The organism is Nocardiopsis gilva YIM 90087 (assembly GCF_002263495.1).
In the GTDB taxonomy this organism is placed as follows: Bacteria; Actinomycetota; Actinomycetes; order Streptosporangiales; family Streptosporangiaceae; genus Nocardiopsis_C; species Nocardiopsis_C gilva.
This window is the reverse complement of sequence record NZ_CP022753.1, coordinates 5070831-5089710: the sequence shown is the minus strand read 5'-3', so window position 1 is coordinate 5089710 and position 18880 is coordinate 5070831. Positions and strand designations below refer to the sequence as shown.

13 protein-coding genes are annotated in these 18880 nt (G+C 70.7%); 10 read left to right on the top strand and 3 right to left on the bottom strand.

Annotation, left to right across the window (positions count from 1 at the left end; genetic code table 11):
- The first annotated feature begins 15 nt into the window (after positions 1–15).
- On the top strand, positions 16–960 hold the full coding sequence (locus CDO52_RS22630) for an electron transfer flavoprotein subunit alpha/FixB family protein (protein WP_017621010.1): 945 nt from the start codon (positions 16–18) through the stop codon (positions 958–960).
- Positions 961–1191: 231 nt separating this feature from the next.
- Positions 1192–2361 carry a cysteine desulfurase family protein gene (locus CDO52_RS22625; RefSeq protein WP_017621011.1) on the top strand — a complete coding sequence of 390 codons (1170 nt, stop codon included), beginning with the start codon at positions 1192–1194 and terminating at the stop codon, positions 2359–2361.
- Positions 2362–2801: 440 nt separating this feature from the next.
- Here the strand turns inward: CDO52_RS22625 and CDO52_RS22620 are convergent, their stop codons facing one another.
- Positions 2802–3971, bottom strand: coding sequence for a DUF695 domain-containing protein (locus CDO52_RS22620; protein WP_017621012.1), 1170 nt, complete (start codon positions 3969–3971; stop codon positions 2802–2804).
- Positions 3972–4249: 278 nt separating this feature from the next.
- Here CDO52_RS22620 and mnmA point away from each other — a divergent pair, with 278 nt between their 5' ends.
- From mnmA to gatA, 7 genes are all read left to right on the top strand, one after another.
- Positions 4250–5335 (top strand): tRNA 2-thiouridine(34) synthase MnmA, encoded by a 1086-nt coding sequence (mnmA, locus tag CDO52_RS22615; protein ID WP_017621013.1) that lies wholly within the window; start codon positions 4250–4252, stop codon positions 5333–5335.
- Between the two features lie 228 nt (positions 5336–5563).
- Positions 5564–6097: a DedA family protein gene (locus CDO52_RS22610; RefSeq protein ID WP_017621014.1), complete on the top strand. Its 534-nt coding sequence runs from the start codon at positions 5564–5566 to the stop codon at positions 6095–6097.
- 31 nt (positions 6098–6128) lie between these two features.
- A complete protein-coding gene (locus CDO52_RS22605; protein ID WP_026126247.1) occupies positions 6129–7157 on the top strand; it encodes a methionine synthase in 1029 nt (342 codons plus the stop codon).
- A 24-nt stretch (positions 7158–7181) separates the two neighbouring features.
- The gene (ligA, locus tag CDO52_RS22600; RefSeq protein WP_017621016.1) at positions 7182–9362 is read left to right on the top strand and encodes an NAD-dependent DNA ligase LigA; all 2181 of its coding nucleotides are present in this window, start codon (positions 7182–7184) and stop codon (positions 9360–9362) included.
- 358 nt (positions 9363–9720) lie between these two features.
- A complete protein-coding gene (locus CDO52_RS22595; protein ID WP_094932681.1) occupies positions 9721–11781 on the top strand; it encodes a putative bifunctional diguanylate cyclase/phosphodiesterase in 2061 nt (686 codons plus the stop codon).
- Positions 11782–11912: 131 nt separating this feature from the next.
- Entirely contained in the window at positions 11913–12212 is a 300-nt protein-coding gene (gene gatC, locus CDO52_RS22590) for an Asp-tRNA(Asn)/Glu-tRNA(Gln) amidotransferase subunit GatC (RefSeq protein ID WP_017621018.1), read from the top strand.
- Entirely contained in the window at positions 12209–13723 is a 1515-nt protein-coding gene (gene gatA / locus CDO52_RS22585; RefSeq protein WP_094932680.1) for an Asp-tRNA(Asn)/Glu-tRNA(Gln) amidotransferase subunit GatA, read from the top strand. Before gatC ends, gatA begins: the two co-directional genes overlap by 4 nt.
- Positions 13724–14003: 280 nt before the next feature.
- Here gatA and CDO52_RS22580 read toward each other — a convergent pair whose 3' ends face one another.
- The gene (locus tag CDO52_RS22580; protein ID WP_017621019.1) at positions 14004–15230 is read right to left on the bottom strand and encodes a Cys-Gln thioester bond-forming surface protein; all 1227 of its coding nucleotides are present in this window, start codon (positions 15228–15230) and stop codon (positions 14004–14006) included.
- A gap of 493 nt (positions 15231–15723) precedes the next feature.
- A complete protein-coding gene (locus tag CDO52_RS22575; RefSeq protein WP_017621020.1) occupies positions 15724–16923 on the bottom strand; it encodes a thioester domain-containing protein in 1200 nt (399 codons plus the stop codon).
- A gap of 387 nt (positions 16924–17310) precedes the next feature.
- Between CDO52_RS22575 and gatB the strand changes: the two genes are divergently transcribed.
- Positions 17311–18858 carry an Asp-tRNA(Asn)/Glu-tRNA(Gln) amidotransferase subunit GatB gene (gene gatB, locus CDO52_RS22570; RefSeq protein WP_394296737.1) on the top strand — a complete coding sequence of 516 codons (1548 nt, stop codon included), beginning with the start codon at positions 17311–17313 and terminating at the stop codon, positions 18856–18858.
- Positions 18859–18880 lie beyond the last annotated feature (22 nt).

Here is an 18880-nt window from a genome sequence, read left to right as displayed (position 1 = left end):
AGAAGGATTAGGGATATGGCTGAGGTCCTCGTCCTCGTCGACCACGTCGACGGAGAGGTCAAGAAGGTCACGACCGAGCTGCTCACCGCGGCCCGCCGCATCGGCGAGCCCGCGGCCGTGTGGATCGGTGAGGGCGCCGAGTCGGGCAAGGCCAAGCTGGCCGAGTTCGGTGCCGAGAAGGTCTACGTCGCGTCGGCCGAGCTGAACGACTACGTCGTCGCGCCGAAGGCGGAGCTGCTGGCCAAGCTGGCCGGTGAGAAGTCCGCCGCCGCCATCCTCGTCTCGGCCACCGCCGAGAACAAGGAGGTCGCCGGCCGGACCGCCGTCAAGCTGGGCTCCGGCGTGCTCACCGACGTTGTCGACGTCAACGCCGAGCTCGTCGCCGAGCACAGCATCTTCGGTGGCGCCACCATCACCCACGCCAAGGTGAAGTCCGGCGTGCCGGTCGTCGCGGTGCGCCCGAACTCCGTCCCGGCCGAGGCCGCCCAGGGCGCCGCCGCCGAGGAGCAGGTCACCGTGGAGATCTCCGACGCGGCCAAGGGCGCCAAGGTCGTGGAGCGCGTCAAGCAGGAGCGCGGCGCGCGTCCGGAGCTCACCGAGGCCGCGATCGTGGTCTCCGGTGGCCGGGGTGTCGGCTCCGACGACTTCTCGGTCGTCGAGCAGCTGGCGGACTCGCTCGGTGCCGCCGTCGGCGCCTCCCGTGCCGCCGTCGACTCCGGCTGGTACCCGAACCAGTTCCAGGTCGGCCAGACCGGTAAGACGGTCAGCCCGAACCTGTACATCGCGCTGGGCATCTCCGGTGCCATCCAGCACCGCGCCGGTATGCAGACCTCGAAGAACATCATCGCGGTCAACAAGGACCCCGAGGCGCCGATCTTCGAGCTCGCCGACTTCGGCGTCGTGGGCGACCTGCACAAGGTCGCGCCGCAGCTGACCGAGGAGATCAAGAAGCGCAAGTAGCGCACGCAGCGCCACTGCGCGGTAGTGATAGCGGTGGCCCCGGGCAGCACGCCCGGGGCCACCGCTTGTTTGTCGGGGGCGGGCTCCTCGCACGTCCTGGGCAGCGGTGGGTCGGAGGCGGTGCGTAGGGAGCGGTGAAAAGCGCGAGGAACGTGTGACCGGCCACCCTGCGACGGTCCGGGCCGGTCGCGGCGATGGGGCGGATTCCAGCGCCGTATCCTTAACAACGCCATGGTGTATCTGGATCACGCAGCCACGACATCCGTCCGTCCCGAGGCGATCGCGGACATGACGGAGGAGTTCGGCCACCTCGGGAACGCGTCCTCGCTGCACGGTGCGGGCCGGCGGGCCCGGCGGGCGGTCGAGGAGTCGCGGGAGACCATCGCCGACGCGATCGGGGCCGCGCCCAACGAGGTGGTGTTCACCGGGGGCGGGACCGAGGCCGACAACCTCGCCGTCAAGGGGCTGTACTGGGCGCGCCACCAGGCCGATCCCGCGCGGCGCAGGATCCTGGTCAGCGCGGTGGAACACCACGCTGTGCTCGACCCGGCGCGGTGGATGGCCGACCACCAGGGCGCCGTGTATGAGGAGCTCCCGGTCGACGGCTTCGGACGCGTCCGCCCCGAGGCACTGCGCGAGGCGATCGAGCGCGATCCGGCCGACGTCGCGCTGGTCTCGGTGATGTGGGCCAACAACGAGGTCGGCACCGTGCAGCCGATCCGCGAACTCGCCGCGATCGCGCGCGAGTACGCCATCCCCTTCCACACCGACGCCGTTCAGGCCGTCGGCTCCGAGCCGGTCGACTTCGCCGCGTCCGGGGTATCTGCGCTCACCCTGACCGGTCACAAGATCGGCGGCCCGGTGGGCGCCGGGGCGCTGGTCCTGGCCCGCGGGGTCGACCCGGTCCCCGTGCTGCACGGCGGCGGCCAGGAACGCGAAGTCCGCTCGGGCACTCTGATGACCCCGCTGCTGCGCGGGTTCGCCACGGCCACGCGACTGGCCGTCGAGGAACGTGCGGAGCACGCGGCCCGCCTTGTCGCATTGCGCGACGAGCTCATCGCCACGGTCCGCAAGGCTGTGCCCGACATCATCGTCAACGGCCACCCCGTCGACCGACTCGCCGGGAACGCCCACATCTCGTTCCCCGGGTGCGAGGGCGACGCTCTCCTCATGCTGCTCGACGCGCACGGCATCGAGTGCTCCACCGGCTCGGCCTGCTCCGCCGGCGTGGCCCAGCCCAGCCACGTCCTGCTGGCCATGGGCGCCGACGCGGAGACCGCCCTCAGCTCCCTGCGCTTCTCACTGGGACGCGGCTCTGAGCCCGACGACATCACGGCGCTCGGCGCGGCCATCGGCCCCGCCGTAGAGCGGGCCCGGGCCGCCCGGAGCAAGCGCCGCTGAGGCCCTCTCCACGGCGATGATCATGGGGATTCTGTCGGAAAACGGCCGACAATCGACAGTATTCCCGTGATCATCGGCGAAAGAGCCTCAAACTCCCGCATGGCAGAAGTGCTCTCACGCGAAGTGAAACCGCGGCGTTGCGGTTAGGCCTGAGGGCGCTGACCGGCCCGGCCGGATCCGCGCCCCACGCCTTCAACGCGCGGAGAGTGCTCGCCCGCCTCCGGGGGCACTGCTCTCCCAATCGCCGGACGACCGGTGCCCCTGGCCACCACCGCCCCTCGGTGCCGCTTTTCACCACAGGACACCGGAGAGACAAAAGCGGACAAGGCCGCACAGCAGACCCCCGTTCCCCGACGCATCCGCGATGATTACGGGAGATCTGTCGATTCTCGGCCGTTCTCCGCCAGCATGCCCGTGATGGCCGCCGACAGGGGCGACGCCTACTGGCCCAGCTGTCGCTTGATCGGTTTCAGCAGCTGATGGACGCTGTCCCAGTTCGGCTCCAGGCGGCTGCGCACCAGGGCCCGGCCCTCCGACCACTCTCGGACGACGGCCTCAAGCTCCGGCAGGATGCCCGACTCCGGGTCCACGTAGTAGTGGAGCAGGCGCTGGCCGCCCACGGTCTGTCGGGCGAGCAGCGCCCCGTTGTCCCCGAGCAGGTCGTCCAGGCGCGCGGTGAACGCCTCCAGGGCTGAGGCCGACGGCTCGGCGGGCAGCTTGTCGGCGTCGCTGTTGGCGTACGGCAGGGCGACGGTCACCGACAGCGTCATCGCCGGGAAGTCGCGGCGGTGCAGGGGGTGCCGGACGGCGATCTCGATGATGCCGCGCAGCGGGATGCGGCCCTGCACGGTCACCCAGCCGCCGCTGCCGAGCGCCCCGGCCAGCTGCTGCACGACCGACGGCATCGACGTCGGCGGCAGCGGGTCCAAGGGCTTCTCCGACAGCGGAGTGACCTGGGAGATCCAGCGCACGTAGTCGTCCTCGCCGAGCGCGAGCAGCACCACGTGCTCGGCCACCGCCTGCTGTACCTCCTCGGGGAGGAACATGTTGTCCGGGTGGTAGACCCCGGCCTCCATCATGCTCCGCTGCTGGTCCACCCGGAGCGAGACGGTGCAGTGGGAGAGGTCGAGCTCGTGGTCGTCGGTGGTGTAGGTCTGGCTGAGCTTGGCGTGGTCGGCGGGGATGGCCGGGAAGAAGCGCCAGTCGGCGTCCTCCGGTGCGGCGCGCATCCAGCGCTCGGCCAGCACCCGCGCCTCGTCGTCGGCGCCCGCCACCAGGGTCAGCGCGTAGGAGTGCGCGCCCTCGCTGGCCGCCTCGTCCGCTTCCGTCAGCCGCGCCAGCAGCTCCTCGGGGTCGGCGTCGGTGGGCAGCCCGAGGTCCCCCAGGCCATCCGACTCGGAGCTGGGAGCAGGGGAGACCTGCCACGTCAGTGCGGGATGGATGCGCGTGACGCGGTCGGTGAGACGTTGTGCGACCTCGGCGGAAACCGCCGACCCGGCATCGATCGAAGCCGCCAGCTCGTCACGGATGTCGGCCCACTGGGACCAGAACTCGTCAACGGCGACGGCGGAGTCGGATGCTGCGGTGCTGCGGCGACGGAACAGAGCCATGGCCACGATTTTCGCAGAGCTGAGCGGCTGCTGCGGCACCGGAGGACGCCTGCCGTCCCGACTTTGCCCAAAGCGGGCGAGTTGGTCGAAAAGATTGGTCGAAAAGAAGGGAGAGGGGCGGATGCTCCAGTGTGATGTGGGCGATGACCCACCGCTGTCGCATCGGCGTGGGAAGCGGTGCCACGGAGAACGCGCCGGTCTCGGCGGTGAGCCGCCGCCGGGGGCCGGGGCCGGACGTCGCTCTTGGGAGCCGCGGTGCCATTAGTCTGGAAGGCGTTATGACTTTGCGCGTACTCGCCGCCATGTCGGGCGGCGTCGACTCCGCGGTCGCGGCCGCCCGCGCGGCCGAGGCCGGGCACGACGTCACCGGTGTGCACCTGGCACTTTCCAAGAACCCGCAGTCCTACCGCACGGGCGCGCGGGGATGCTGCACCGTCGAGGACTCCCGCGACGCCCGGCGTGCCGCGGATGTCATCGGCATCCCCTTCTACGTCTGGGACATGGCCGAGGAGTTCGACCGCGAGGTCGTGCAGGACTTCGTCGCCGAATACTCCGCGGGGCGCACGCCCAACCCGTGCCTGCGCTGCAACGAGAAGATCAAGTTCGAGGCGGTGCTGGACCGCGCCATCGCGCTCGGGTTCGACGCCGTGGCCACCGGCCACCACGTCCGCAAGATCGACGGCCGCCTCGTGCGCAGCGTCGACGCCGACAAGGACCAGTCCTACGTGCTCGGTGTGCTCACCCGCGAGCAGGTGGCGCACGCTATGTTCCCGCTGGGCGACTGCACCAAGGACGAGGTGCGGGCCGAGGCCGACCGCCGCGGCCTGTCGGTGGCCGACAAGCCGGACAGCCACGACATCTGCTTCATCGCCGACGGCGACACCGCGGGGTTCCTGAACAACCGGCTGGGCGGCGAGCCCGGCCCGATCAAGGACGAGTCCGGCGAGGTCCTGGGTACGCACCACGGCGCGCACACCTTCACGGTCGGCCAGCGCAAGGGCCTGAACCTGGGCGGGGCGCCCGACCGCCGCTACGTGCTGTCCATCGAGCCGGTGAACAACACGGTCACGGTGGGGCCGCGCTCGTCGCTGCGCGTGGACGAGATCGTCGGACAGCGCCCGGTGTGGAGCGGCTGCGACCCGATCATCGAGCCGACCTCCTGCACCGTCCAGCTGCGCGCGCACGGCGAGGTGTATGGCTGCACGGCCTGGCAGCGCGACGACGAACTGGTGATCCACCTGGACGAGCCCGCCACCGGCGTGGCGGCGGGGCAGGCGGCCGTCCTGTATGACGGCGACACCGTCCTGGGGTCGGCGACCATCACGGCGACCGCACGCCGCGAGGAGGCGGCTCCGGCGGGCTGACCCCCCGGTGGGTCCGACCTCCCGGGGCTTTCGTTGATCTCGGGGATATCGACCGAACGTCGGCGATTATTCGGTCGATATCCCCGAGATCAACGTCGTTTGGGGTCGTTCGGGCGGAGGCCGAGCCGTCCGGGGAGTTGTCGCCGTGACGCGACTGACACCGTTCTTTCATCGGAGTTAGGTTAGCCTTATCGTGGTTATCGGTCGCGAGGGTGTGGAGGAGGCGGCATGCCGTACGGGTTCCTGGAAGGTCAGCCCTTCTGGGTCGTGTACTTCACGCTGTTCGCGATCGTGCTCATCCGTGCCCAGGCCACCTACTGGCTGGGGCGCGGTGTGTGGGCCGGGCTGCACCGCACCGGCATGGCCGAGCGCCTCGGTACCAAGCTGACCCGCGCGCACGACCTCATCGACCGCTATGGTCCGCCCGCCGTCACCCTCTCCTTCTTGACCGTCGGCATCCAGACCGCCGTGAACTTCACCGCCGGCGCCATGCGGATGAGCTTCCCGCGCTACCTGGTTGCGATGCTCGTCGGCTGCACGGCCTGGGCCGCCGTCTACAGCCTGGGCGGCATCGCCGTCATCGCGATGTGGTGGAACCTGTTCATCCACTCCCCGTTCCTGGCGGTGGGCGCCACCGCCGTGCTGATCGCCGTGGTCGTGGCCCTTGTCCGGGTGCGCCGCCGCCGCAGGGCCGCCGCCGCGTCCGCCATGCCGGAGGCGCCCGCCGACCCCGGTGAGCCCACGGAACGCGCCGTGTCCTGACCGGCGGGACCCCGCCCGCGGTGCTCTAACCTTGGGCGTCGTGACGCAAGCGAGATTTCCCTGGCCCGAGGCGAGTTCCACCGGTGTCGGCTCCTATCCCGGGGATGACCCCGGCGAAGCCGTCCGCACGATTCTGGGCGAGCTGCCCGACCTGCCCCACCTCCCCGAGCTCCCCGCGCGCGGTGCCGGGGCCGACATGATCGGCCGCACCTCCGGGCTCCTGGTCGACTTCCCCGTCGAGGTGCAGCCCACCGGCTGGCGGGTGGTGCAGCGCCCCGGCCGCGATCTGGCCCGCGCCACCGACTTCCTCCGCTACGACGTCGACGCCTTGGAGGAGCACGCCCACACCTACCGCGGCCCGCTGAAGATCCAGGTGGCCGGCCCGTGGACGCTCGCCGCCGGGATCGAGCTGCGCTCCGGGGAGAAGCTGCTCGCCGACCCCGGCGCCGTCGCCGACCTCACGGACTCGCTGCTCGAGGGGGTCCGGGCGCACATCGCCGACGTGCGGACCCGTGTTCCCGGCGCCGACCTGCTGGTCCAGGTGGACGAGCCGTCCCTGCCGTCCGTACTCATCGGCGCCGTCCCGACCGCCAGCGGGTACGGCCGACTGCCCGCGGTCGACCGCGTCACCGTGGAGGACCGGCTGCGCGGGCTCTTCGGCACGATCGCCGACGCCGATGCGTTCCCCCTCGCCCACTGCTGCGCCGCCTCCGCGCCGATCGACCTGCTGCGCCGTTCCGGGGCGCGGGCGCTGAGCCTGGACGCGACCCTGCTGACGCGCGCCCACGATGAGCACATCGGCGTGGCCGTAGAGGCGGGAGCTGGGCTTTTTCTCGGCGTCGTGGCGAGTACGGACTCGGTTTTGTCGGACGCTGCCGATACCGTCGATCCTGTACGTGAGCTGTGGAATCGCGTCGGCTTCGCCCCGGAGGAACTCGCGGCGACGGTGGTCACCACCCCGACATGCGGGCTGGCCGGGGCCTCCCCGAGCCACGCGCGCGCGGCGCTCACGGCGTGCCGGACGGCCGCCCGCGTGCTGCGCGACGAACCACGGCGATAGACGGTAAGGAAAGGACGTACCCGGGTGAGCGCGGAAAAACCGGCGGCCACTGACGGTATCCCCGCGGCGGTGCGCGAGCGCCACGCCGAGCTGTGCCAGGAGATCGACGACCACAGCTACCGGTACTACATGCAGAATCCGATCATCTCGGACGCCGAGTACGACGAACTCGTGGCCGAGCTGCGCGCCATCGAGGACGCACACCCCGAGCTGATCACCCAGGACTCGCCCACGCAGAAGGTCGGCGCGCCCATCAGCGTCGACTTCGCGGCGGTCGAGCACCTGCGGCGCATGGAGAGCCTCGACAACGCGTTCAGCGCCGATGAGCTCCTGGCCTGGACGCAGCGCGCCAGCGGCGAGCTCCCCATTGACGCCTACCTGTGCGAGCTGAAGATCGACGGCCTGGCCGTGGACCTGATCTACGAGAACGGCCGACTGGTCACCGCCGCCACCCGCGGCGACGGCCGGGTCGGCGAGGACATCACGCTCAACGTCCGCACCATCGACGTCGTCCCCGACCGGCTCGACGAGAGCGTCCGCCCCGCCCCCGAGCTGCTGGAGGTGCGCGGTGAGGTCTTCCTCCCGGAGGACGCCTTCAAGGAGCTCAACGCCCGGCTGACGGGCGAGGGCAAGGCGCCGTTCGCCAACCCGCGCAACGCCGCCGCCGGTTCGCTGCGGCAGAAGGACCCCCGGGTCACCGCCACCCGCCCGCTGAGCATGCTGGTGCACGGGGTGGGCGAGCACCGGGGCGTGGAGATCACCCACCAGTCGCACGCCTATGACCTGCTGCGCGACTGGGGCCTGCCGGTCAGCGACCGCTACCGCGTGGTGACCACCACCGAGGAGGTGCGCACGTACGTCGACTACTACGGCGAGCACCGCCACGACCCCGAGTACGAGATCGACGGCATCGTGGTCAAGGTGGACGATGTCGCCCTGCAGCGCCGCCTGGGATCCACGAGCCGTGCCCCGCGCTGGGCGATCGCCTACAAGTACCCGCCCGAAGAGGTCACCACCAAGCTGATCGACATCAAGGTGGGCGTGGGCCGCACCGGGCGCGTCACGCCGTACGGCGTCATGGAGCCGGTCACCGTCGCCGGGTCCGAGGTGGAGTTCGCGACGCTGCACAACGCCCAGGAGGTCGAGCGCAAGGGCGTGCTCATCGGCGACACCGTCACCCTGCGCAAGGCCGGGGACGTGATCCCGGAGATCCTCGGCCCGGTCGTCGACCTGCGCGACGGCACCGAGCGCGCCTTCGTGATGCCGGAGACCTGCCCGGAGTGCGGCTCGCCGCTGGGCCAGCAGAAGGAGGGCGACGTCGACCTGCGCTGCCCCAACGCGCGGTCCTGCCCGGGGCAGCTGCGCGAGCGCGTGTTCTACGTCGCCAGCCGCAAGGCCCTGGACATCGAGGCGCTGGGCTACGTCGCCGCCACCGCCCTCACCCAGCCGCTGGAGCCGGAGGAGCCGCCGCTCACCGACGAGGGCGACCTGTTCGACCTGACCGTGGAACAGCTGCTGCCGATCCGCACCCTGGTCCTGGACCCCGACACCACCGAGCCCAAGCCCGACCCCAAGACGGGCGAGCCCAAGGTGGTGACCTTCTTCGCCAACCAGAAGGGGGAGCCGAAGAAGACGGTCGAGAAGCTGTTCGAGGAGCTGGAGCAGGCCAAGAGCCGCCCGCTGTGGCGGGTGCTGGTGGCGCTGTCGATCCGGCACGTCGGTCCGCGCGCCGCCGAGGACCTGGCCCGGCACTTCCGGTCCATGGACGCGATCGCCGAGGCGTCCGAAGAGGAGCTGGCGTCGGTCGACGGCATCGGCCCCACCATCGCGCAGTCCATCGTGGAGTGGTTCACGGTCGACTGGCACCGCGAGATCGTCCGGAAATGGCGCGATGCCGGGGTCAGAATGGCGGAGGAGGGTGCGGGCAGCGGGCCGCGCCCGCTGGACGGCGTCACAGTCGTCGTCACCGGCTCTCTGGAGGGCTTCACCCGCGACGGCGCCAAGGAGGCCGTGGCCGAGCAGGGGGGCAAGGCCACGTCGTCGGTCTCGAAGAAGACCGGGTTCGTGGTGGTCGGCGACAGCCCCGGAAGCAAGTACGACAAGGCCGTGAAACTGGGCGTCCCGGTCCTGGACGAGGACGGCTTCACCGTCCTCCTGGAAAAGGGGCCGGAAGCGGCCATGGAGCGCCGGCTGCCCACCGAATGACCTTTACGGCCGCGCGCTGACCTGGATCGGGACCCTCCGGGCGGCGGCGCGCGGCCGGATTATGCCACTGGCCCTCTACGATGGGCGACCACTAGGCTACCTGTCGCAGTATTGTGGAGTGAATCGGGCAATTTCGCCAGGCCCGGCCTGCCTTACTAAAAGTCCTCGTGTGGCGACACCTGGTTACAAATCATCGTAGGGTGAGGCGGTGACCGGGTTTACCCGCAGATTGCAGACGATGGCTGTAACGGTCATGGGGGTGACCGGAACGGTTGAGACAGATTTCGTGAGGAGTACCTGCGCCGCGATGGATCCGCCGACTCGGCGCGGCACTCCATGAAGCACCCCGAGGATGTCTATGTTGGATCCCAACAACACCCGGGATGTCGGCCCCCGGGTCGGGACGCCGCTGTGGCTCTACCTCGCCGGCACCACGGTGTCCGGTTGTGCTCTCCTCGGCCTGTCGCTGTACTGGCTCGGCCTGGACCAGTTGCAGCTGCTCGCGGGGCAGCCGCTCATCTGGGTGATGCTGTGCATGGTGGTCCTGGGCGAGCTGCGCCCCATCGCCACGCCGCGCACCCCGGCCGACAACGGGGCACCGACCTCCCTCCCCTTCGCGTTCGCGCTCCTCATCTTCTACGGCCTGGCCGTGGCCGGGCTGGTCCAGGCCATCGCCTCGATGATCGCGGGCATGGCCCGCGGCCACGCCCCGCACCGCACCGCGTTCAACGTGGCCCAGTACGTCCTCAGCTTCGGCGTGGCCGACGCCGTCATCCGGATGATCGTCCCCCACGCACAGCGGATCCCCTGGGTTCCGGACGGCGCTGAGCTGCTCGTCGTCGCCCTCGCCGGGGTCTGTTACTTCGTCACCAACCTCGTCCTGGTGGAGTGCGCGGTGGCGATGCACGAGCGCGCGCCGCTGCACGGCACCCTCACCCGCGACCTGGGCCAGCGCCTGTTCGTCAACGGCGTCCTGCTCAGCCTCGCGCCGCTCGTCGTCGTCGCCATGACCCACGAGATCTGGCTGGTCCCGCTCTTCTCCCTGCCGCTGGTCGCCCTGTACACCAGCGCCACCCTGTCGGTGAAGCGCGAGCACCAGGCCAACCACGACGAACTCACCGGGCTGGCCAACCGCAAGCTGCTGATCCTGCGCACCCAGGAGGCGCTGAGCGAGGCCCAGCAGCGCGACCACCGCGTCGGCCTGCTCCTGCTCGACCTCGACCGGTTCAAGGAGGTCAACGACACCCTGGGCCACCCCACCGGCGATCGTCTCCTGCAGACCGTCGCGCGGCGGCTCACGCACAGCGTGCGCCCCGGCGACCTGGTGGCCCGCCTCGGCGGCGACGAGTTCGCGGTCCTGCTCCCCCAGGTGCGCGACGCCGCGTCCGCCCGCGAGGTGGCGGCGCGGCTGCGGGTGTCGCTGGCCGAGCCGATGCGCCTCGACGGCGTCGAGTTCGACCTGGAGGCCAGCGTCGGCATCGCCCTCTACCCCAACCACGCCCCCGACTTCGAGCTGCTCATGCAGCGGGCCGACGTCGCGATGTACGTCGCCAAGGAGCACCGCACCGGCGTCGAGCTCTACGCCCCCTACAAGGACCGCAACTCCACCGCCCGGCTCAGCCTGTTCGGCGAGCTGCGCCGCGCCCTGGTCGAAAACGAGCTGGAGATGTTCTACCAGCCCAAGGTGACCCTGAGCGGGGAGCACCGGGCGGTGGGCCTGGAGGCGCTCGTGCGCTGGCGCCACCCGCAGCGGGGTGTGCTGCCGCCCGAGGAGTTCGTGCCGCTGGTGGAGCAGTCCTACCTCATGCGCAGCTTCACCCACGAGGTGCTGGAGAAGACCCTGCCGCAGGTGGCCCGCTGGCAGGCCGAGGGCATCCGGCTGCCGGTGGCCGTCAACCTCTCCGCGCGCGAACTGCTCGACCCCACCCTGCCCGACATCGTCGCCGCCGGGCTGCGCCGCCACGCCGTCCGGCCCGAGGCGCTGCGCCTGGAGATCAGCGAGCGCGTCATGGTGGCCGAGGCGGAGGCCGTCACCCCGACCATACTGGCGCTGGCCGACCTGGGTGTGTCCCTCTCCCTGGACGACTTCGGCACCGGCTACTTCACCCTGGCCCGGCTCAACGGGCTGCCGGTGGAGGAGATCAAGATCGACGAGTCGTTCATCCGCCGGATCGTCGACGACCCCGACGGACACGTCATCGTGAGCTCCGCCGTCGACCTCGTCGGCTCGCTGGGCATGCGCGCGGTGGCCGAGGGCGTGGAGAGCGAGGCCATCGCCAAGGCCGCCGCGGCCATGGGATGCTACGCCGCCCAGGGCCGGTTCTTCGCGCCTCCCATGGAGGCCGTGGAGGCCACCGAGTGGCTGCTGCGCGACGGTGGCCTGGACCTGACCGCGGAGGAGCCCACCCGCTCGGCCTAGGGTGAGCGGGGACGCGGTGGGGAAGTTCCCCCGGCGCCGCCCTGGGGGACGGCCCGCTTCGACGCCCGCCCCTCCTCAACGGTCATAGGATTGACCTGTCCCGATCCGCCGAAGAAACGGTTTGAGAATTCATGTCCGCCATCACCCGCGATGAGGTCGCTCACCTCGCCCGGTTGTCGCGGCTCGCGCTGCAGGAGGACGAGCTGGACCAGCTCGCCGCCCAGCTGGATGTCATCATCTCGGCTGTGGCCAAGGTGCAGGAGGTCGCCACCGGCGACATCCCGCCGAGCTCCCACGCCCTGCCGCTGACCAACGTGTACCGCCCCGACGAGGTCCACCAGGGACTCAGCCCCGAGGAGGCGCTCGCGGGTGCGCCCGCGGTGGAGGACCAGCGCTTCCGCGTTCCGCAGATCCTGGGGGAGGAAGAGTGACCAGCGCAGAGGAACGCGCCGAGATCATCCGGCTGAGCGCGGCCGAGATCGGGGCGGCCGTCAAGGCGGGCACCTATACCGCCGTCCAGGTCACCGAGGCCTTCCTGGACCGCGCCGCCGAGGTCGACGGCGACATCAGCGCCTTCCTGCACATCGACCGGGAGACCGCGCTGGCCCAGGCCCGCTCGGTCGACACGCGCCTGGCGTCGGGGGCCGACCTCGGCCCGCTGGCCGGTGTCCCCGTCGCGCACAAGGACGTCTTCACCACGGTCGACATGCCGACGACGGCCGCCTCCAAGATCCTCGAAGGCTGGCGTCCGCCCTACGACGCCACCGTGACGGCCCGCCTCCGCGAGGCCGGTCTGGTCATCCTCGGCAAGACCAACATGGACGAGTTCGCCATGGGCTCCTCCACGGAGAACTCCGCCTACGGCGTGACCCGCAACCCGTGGGACCTCGCCCGCATCCCGGGCGGCTCCTCCGGTGGTTCCTCGGCGGCCGTCGCCGCGTTCGAGGCGCCGCTGGCCACCGGCACCGACACCGGCGGCTCGATCCGCCAGCCGGCCGCGGTCTGCGGCCTGGTCGGCGCCAAGCCGACCTACGGCGGCTCCTCCCGCTACGGCCTGATCGCGTTCGCCTCCTCGCTCGACACGCCGGGCCCGTTCGCCCGCAACGTGCTCGACGCCGCCCTGCTGCACGAGGCGTTCTCCGGACACGACCCGCACGACTCCACGTCCATCGACGCCCCGGTCCCGCCGGTGGTCGAGGCCGCCAAGCGGGCCGACATCGAGGGCATGCGCATCGGCGTCGTCAAGGAGTTCGCGGGCGAGGGCTACCAGCCCGGCGTGCTGCAGCGCTTCCACGAGGCCGTGGAGACGCTGGAGTCCCTGGGCGCCAAGGTCGTCGAGGTCTCCTGCCCGAGCTTCGACACCGCCTTGGCCGCGTACTACCTGATCGCCCCGAGTGAGTGCTCCTCCAACCTGGCGCGCTTCGACGCCATGCGCTACGGCCTGCGCGTCGAGGACGACGGCACGCGCAGCGCCGAGGAGGTCATGTCGCTGACGCGGGCCAAGGGCTTCGGCCCGGAGGTCAAGCGCCGCATCATGCTCGGCACCTACGCGCTGTCGAGCGGCTACTACGACGCCTACTACGGCTCGGCGCAGCAGGTGCGCACGCTCATCAAGCGGGACTTCGAGGCGGCCTTCAAGGACGTCGACGTGCTGGTCTCGCCGACCGCGCCGACCACCGCCTTCCCGATCGGCGAGCGCGCGGACGACCCGATGGCGATGTACCTGGCCGACCTGTGCACGATCCCGACCAACCTGGCCGGGAACGCGGCGCTGTCGGTCCCGTGCGGGCTCGCCCCCGAGGACGGCCTGCCGGTCGGCCTGCAGATCATGGCTCCGGCCCTGGCCGACGACCGCACCTACCGGGTGGGGGCGGCCTTCGAGGCCGCTCTGAACAGCAAGAGCGGCGCCGACCTGCTGAGCACCAGCCCCTACGCGGTGTAGGGATACGCGGTGCAGAAATACGCAGTGGAGGGATACGCGGTGTAGGCAGAACCGCGCGCGGACGCGCCACCGCTGGCCGCCACGCGATACGACACGGCCGGGGGTCCGATGCGGGCCCCCGGCCTTCGTGCTTTCCCGGGCATGGCGCGTGAGATGGACCGCCGATCCTTCGACGGACCGGTGCCACCGGGGGAGAAGACGACGAACGCCCGCCGCCGTAGTCCTACGGCGGCGGGCGTCAGGCGCTCCGCACGGAGCCGCTGAGCGGCGTGACCCGCTCTTACTCTCCGGCGCTGTCAGTGGCGCTGCGGCGCTTGCGGCTCAGGTAGATCGCGCCGCCACCGGCACCGACGGCGGCCACACCAGCGGCGACCAGACCGGTCAGCGCGGCACCGGTCACCGGGAGCGACGGCTTGCTGTCATCCGGCTTGGGCGCGGGCGTCTCCTTGTCGTCCGGCGTCGGCGACGGGGACTCGCTGTCGTCCGGCGTCGGCGTGGGCGACGGCTTCTCGCCCGGCTTGTCGCTCGGCGTCGGGGTGGGCGTGGGCTTGTCCTTGTCGGCCTCGGCCCACTTGACGGCGACCTCGTCGGTGACCGAGATCTCGCTGGACTTGGCGGTGATCAGCGTCTGGGTGGCCTTCTGGCCCTCGACGCCCTTGAACAGGCGCCCGGCCTTGACCTCGGCCGTGGTGGACGCGGAGACCGTGGCCTCGCCCGGCTTGGCGTCCTCGGGGACCTTGACACCGAAGGAGCCGCCGTCGGCGACCTTCTCCACGGGCTTTCCGGTCTCCAGGTCGACCAGCTCGACGCCGTCGGGAGCGGTGAGGTCCAGCTCCAGCGACTCGGCGCTGGTCTCGACCTTGAACTCGCCGATGGTCTCCCCGGCCTTGCCCTCGACGGACTTCGGGGTGATCGTGAGGGTCGGCTCGGGCTGCTCGATGGCCTTCGCGTTCTTCACGAGGTACTCGTAGAGCGCGATGGCGCTTGCGTCGTTGCGCGGGTTGCTCTCGTCGAGCTTGGTGCCGTTGCTGAAGTGCCAGATGGCGGCCTGCGTACCGGCGACCGCCTGCTCCTTGGTCAGCCCGGCGACGCCGCTCTTCTCCGCGACGGCCTGCACGCCGACGGTCGGGTAGGAGTTCTGCAGGATCCAGTGGACCTTGGCCGGGTCGGCGAAGTCGCCCTTACCCGGGTAGTTGGCCCACTCGTTCTCCTCGTACTTCGCACCGCCGATGATCTGGGTCTCGTAGTCGATGCAGTAGGTCTGCAGCGTCTCGCCACCCTCGAGCTTGAGGTTGAAGAGGCTGGGCCGGACGCTCTGGTGCGTGCCCTCGAAGTAGAGGTGCGGGCCGTTGACGGCGTTGCCCACGTAGGTCCCGCGGGCGGCGTTGGCCAGCGCGGGAGAGGCGGCGACGCCGAACGCGAGCAGCGCGGCGGTGGCGGTCGCGGCGACCGTGGTCAGGGCACGGCCGCGGCGGTGGGGGCTGTGGGGGTTCATCGTGTCGATCAAGTTGTGTCCCGGTGAGAACTAGGGGAACCGGATGGTGTCATCCGGTGCTGTCCAACGCGGATGACAGGTGTGGCCGCAAGGCCCGGGCCGCGTGTTCCGCCAGGCGGCGACGCGGGTCCGGTGCGTCATGTGCGGTAGTTCGGCCACAACATTGGATGTAGGTGGCACGCCCTGGGGGCGTGTTTGTCAATCGCCGGTTTCGCGGTGAGGGTCACGGGACCGCGACGGCGAGCTTTCCAGACCGCACCGCCTGATACTAGCGACCCGTTTCCGGCCTTCCAACAGTCGTCGCAAAAAAGACGGATATCTGCTGCGGTCTGCCCTATTTGTAGCACCTTGGGCGGTGCGTTCTGGTGATTCCCAAGGTCAGATGGGGGCGGAGGTCCCAATTCGGACGCCGTCTTTCTCAGGAGACCCGGAATAGGTCGGTACCTAATTGGATCGTCGATGTCCGTAACGACCTGCGGAAACCTTCCGCGGCCGCGTGGGACGGCTACTTTCGGTGGTTGCGCCGGGACAGATACATCACAGTCGCGCCGACGGCCAGCAGCGCCGCCCCGCCGAGGATGAGCGACCCCGCCCAGGTGCCGGTCAGGCTCAGTTCGCTTTCCGGGCGGCGGTCGTCCGCGACGACGACACCGCTGGGGGAGCTGGAGGGTACGGGGGAGGGCGGGGGCGACGGCGAGGGGGCCGCCGGGGGACCGGACTCGGCGTCGGAGGGCGGCGGGGTGGCGGGCGCGGACGGGGCCTTGGCCGACTCCTCGATGCCTCTGTCGCCGCTCCAGTCCACCTTGGCCGACGCCGTGCGGGCGGATCTGCCGGAGTCCGCGGTGATCAGGGGCTGGGTCCGCACCCCGTCCTTACCGGTGAAGAGCCCGCCGGTCGCCAGGACCGCGCTTTCGGCCCGCGCGTACACGGTCGCGATACCTTCCGGAACGGCGGGATCCACCTCCACAAAGAACGATCCGCCGTCGGCCACCTCGGTGATCGCGGTCCCCTCACCATCGGTGAGCCGCGCCGAACGCGCGCCCTTCACCGAGACCGCGACCGGCGCGTCGTCCGTCGTCCGCACGGTCAGCGGGCCGAGCGGCTCGGCGGGGTCGGCCCCCTCGATCCGCTCCGGCGTCACCGCCACGGACGGCACGGGCGGGGCGGTACCGCTCTCGTCGGCCGCGGCGACCAGGTAGTCGTAGAGCGCGCGCACCGCCGCCGACCGCCGGTCGCCGAGGTTCAGCGCGTTCCCGAGCTCGATGTCGTTGGTGTAGTGCCAGATGGCGGCCTGCGTCCCGGCGATGGCCTGGCGCTTGCCCAGCCGCGTGACTCGGCTGTCCGCGCGCAGGTCGTCGAGGTCGACCCGCGGATAGGAGTTGCGCACGATCCAGCTGACAGGGCCGGGGTCGATGCCGCGGCCCGCCGGGTCCGTCTCCCAGGACGCCTCCGTGTAGGCCGCCGTGCGGTCCACGCTGGTGCTGATGTCGGCGCAGTAGGCCGGCAGCGACGTGGCGCCGTCCACGCGCAGGTGGTACAGGGAGGTCTCGACATCGGTACCGCCGGACAACCGGACCGTGTCTCCAGGTACGGGATCGCGGTCGACCCGGGCGATGCCGTCAGCGGATTCCGCCGGCATGGCGCCCAGGCACAGGACGGCCGCGGTGCTCAGCACCGCGCCACAGCGCCGCAGGATGTCTCGCATGCGTGACTGGCTCCCTGACAGGCGGGCTCCTGGGACCGATGACAGCAGGAACGAGGCGGGCAGGAGGGCGGGAGATCGTTGCGGTCCCAAGATAGCCGCCGGGCTCCCCCCGGTTCGGTGAAAGCACGGAGGAGTCGCCGAATCGTGCGCGGGCTGTGACACAACGACAAGAACGCCCATACGCAGGCATGGCGCAGCTCACGGCGGGTTTCGCGTCGCGTTCGTGCATGGCGCGGCCCGGAGGATCGGTAGGCTTCGTGGTGTCCCCGTCGGCGGCCGGTTGAGCGGGGACGGGGCCACCGGTCCCACAGCACATGTCGGAAAGTCCCCACCGGCGGGACGGCGCGCAGCGGGGCGCTTGGGAAGACGGAAACGGATAGTGCGGCGATGGTTGGCGCGGTAACGAGCGGCCCTGGCACCAACGGCGGTCCTGCGCCGGTGGCGTACGACGACGCCATGCGGTCCTATGAACCGGTGCTCGGCCTGGAGACGCACATCGAGCTGGGGACCGCCTCGAAGATGTTCTGCTCGTGCTCCACCACCTTCGGGGCCGAGCCCAACACCCAGGTCTGCCCGGTCTGCCTGGCCCTGCCCGGCTCGCTGCCGGTGGTCAACGGCAAGGCCGTGGAGAGCGCGATCCGCCTCGGCCTGGCGCTGAACTGCTCGATCGCCCCGTGGGGCCGCTTCGCCCGGAAGAACTACTTCTATCCGGACATGCCGAAGAACTACCAGATCTCCCAGTACGACGAGCCGATCTGCGTGGACGGGCACCTCGACGTCACGGTCGACACCCCCGACGGCCCCAAGGAGTTCCGGGTCGACATCGAGCGCGTGCACATGGAGGAGGACACCGGCAAGACCGCCCACGTCGGTGGTGCCACCGGTCGCATCCACGGTGCCGACTACTCCATCGTCGACTACAACCGCGCCGGTATCCCGCTGCTGGAGATCGTCACCAAGCCGATCGAGCACACCGGTGAGCTGGCCCCGCTGGTCGCCCGCGCCTACGTCAGCGAGCTGCGCGACCTCGCCCGCTCCCTGGGGATCTCCGACGTCCGCATGGAAGAGGGGTCGCTGCGCTGCGACGTCAACGTCTCGCTGATGCCGCGCGGCGGCACCGAGTGGGGCACCCGGAGCGAGACCAAGAACGTGAACTCGCTTCGCTCCGTCGATCGGGCCGTGCGCTACGAGATCGAGCGGCAGGCCGGGGTCCTCGACGCCGGCAAGCACGTGGTGCAGGAGACCCGCCACTTCCAGGAGAACAGCGGCACCACCGTATCGGGCCGCAGCAAGGAAGAGGCTCAGGACTACCGCTACTTCCCCGACCCCGACCTGGTGCCGGTCGCGCCCAGCGCCGAGTGGATCGAGGAGCTGCGCGCCACCCTGCCCGAGCTGCCCGCGGCCAAGCGCGCCCGCATCAAGGCCGAGTGGAGCCTGTCCGATGAGGAGCTGCGCGACCTCATCAACGCCGACGCCATCGACCTCGTCTCGGCCACCGTCGACGCCGGAGCACCGTCCGCCGATGCCCGCAAGTGGTGGCTGAACGAGCTCTCCCGCCGCGCCACCGAGAACGAGATCGAGCTGTCCGCGCTGCCGATCACCCCGGCGCAGGTCGCCCGGGTCGTCGAGCTGGTCGCGGAGGGCGCGCTCACCAACAAGCTCGCGCGCCAGGTCATCGAGGGTGTCCTCAACGGTGAGGGCGAACCCGACGCCGTGGTCGAGGCGCGTGGACTCAAGGTCGTCAACGATGACTCCGCGCTGGGCTCCGCCGTCGACCAGGCGATCGCCGACAACCCCGACGTCGCCGAGAAGATCCGCGGCGGCAAGGTGGCGGCGGCCGGTGCGCTGGTCGGTGCCGTCATGAAGGCGACGCGTGGACAGGCGGACGCCGGCCGCGCCCGTGAGCTGATCCTGGAGAAGCTCGGGGCCGCATGATCCTCCGACGTGGCGGCAGTCG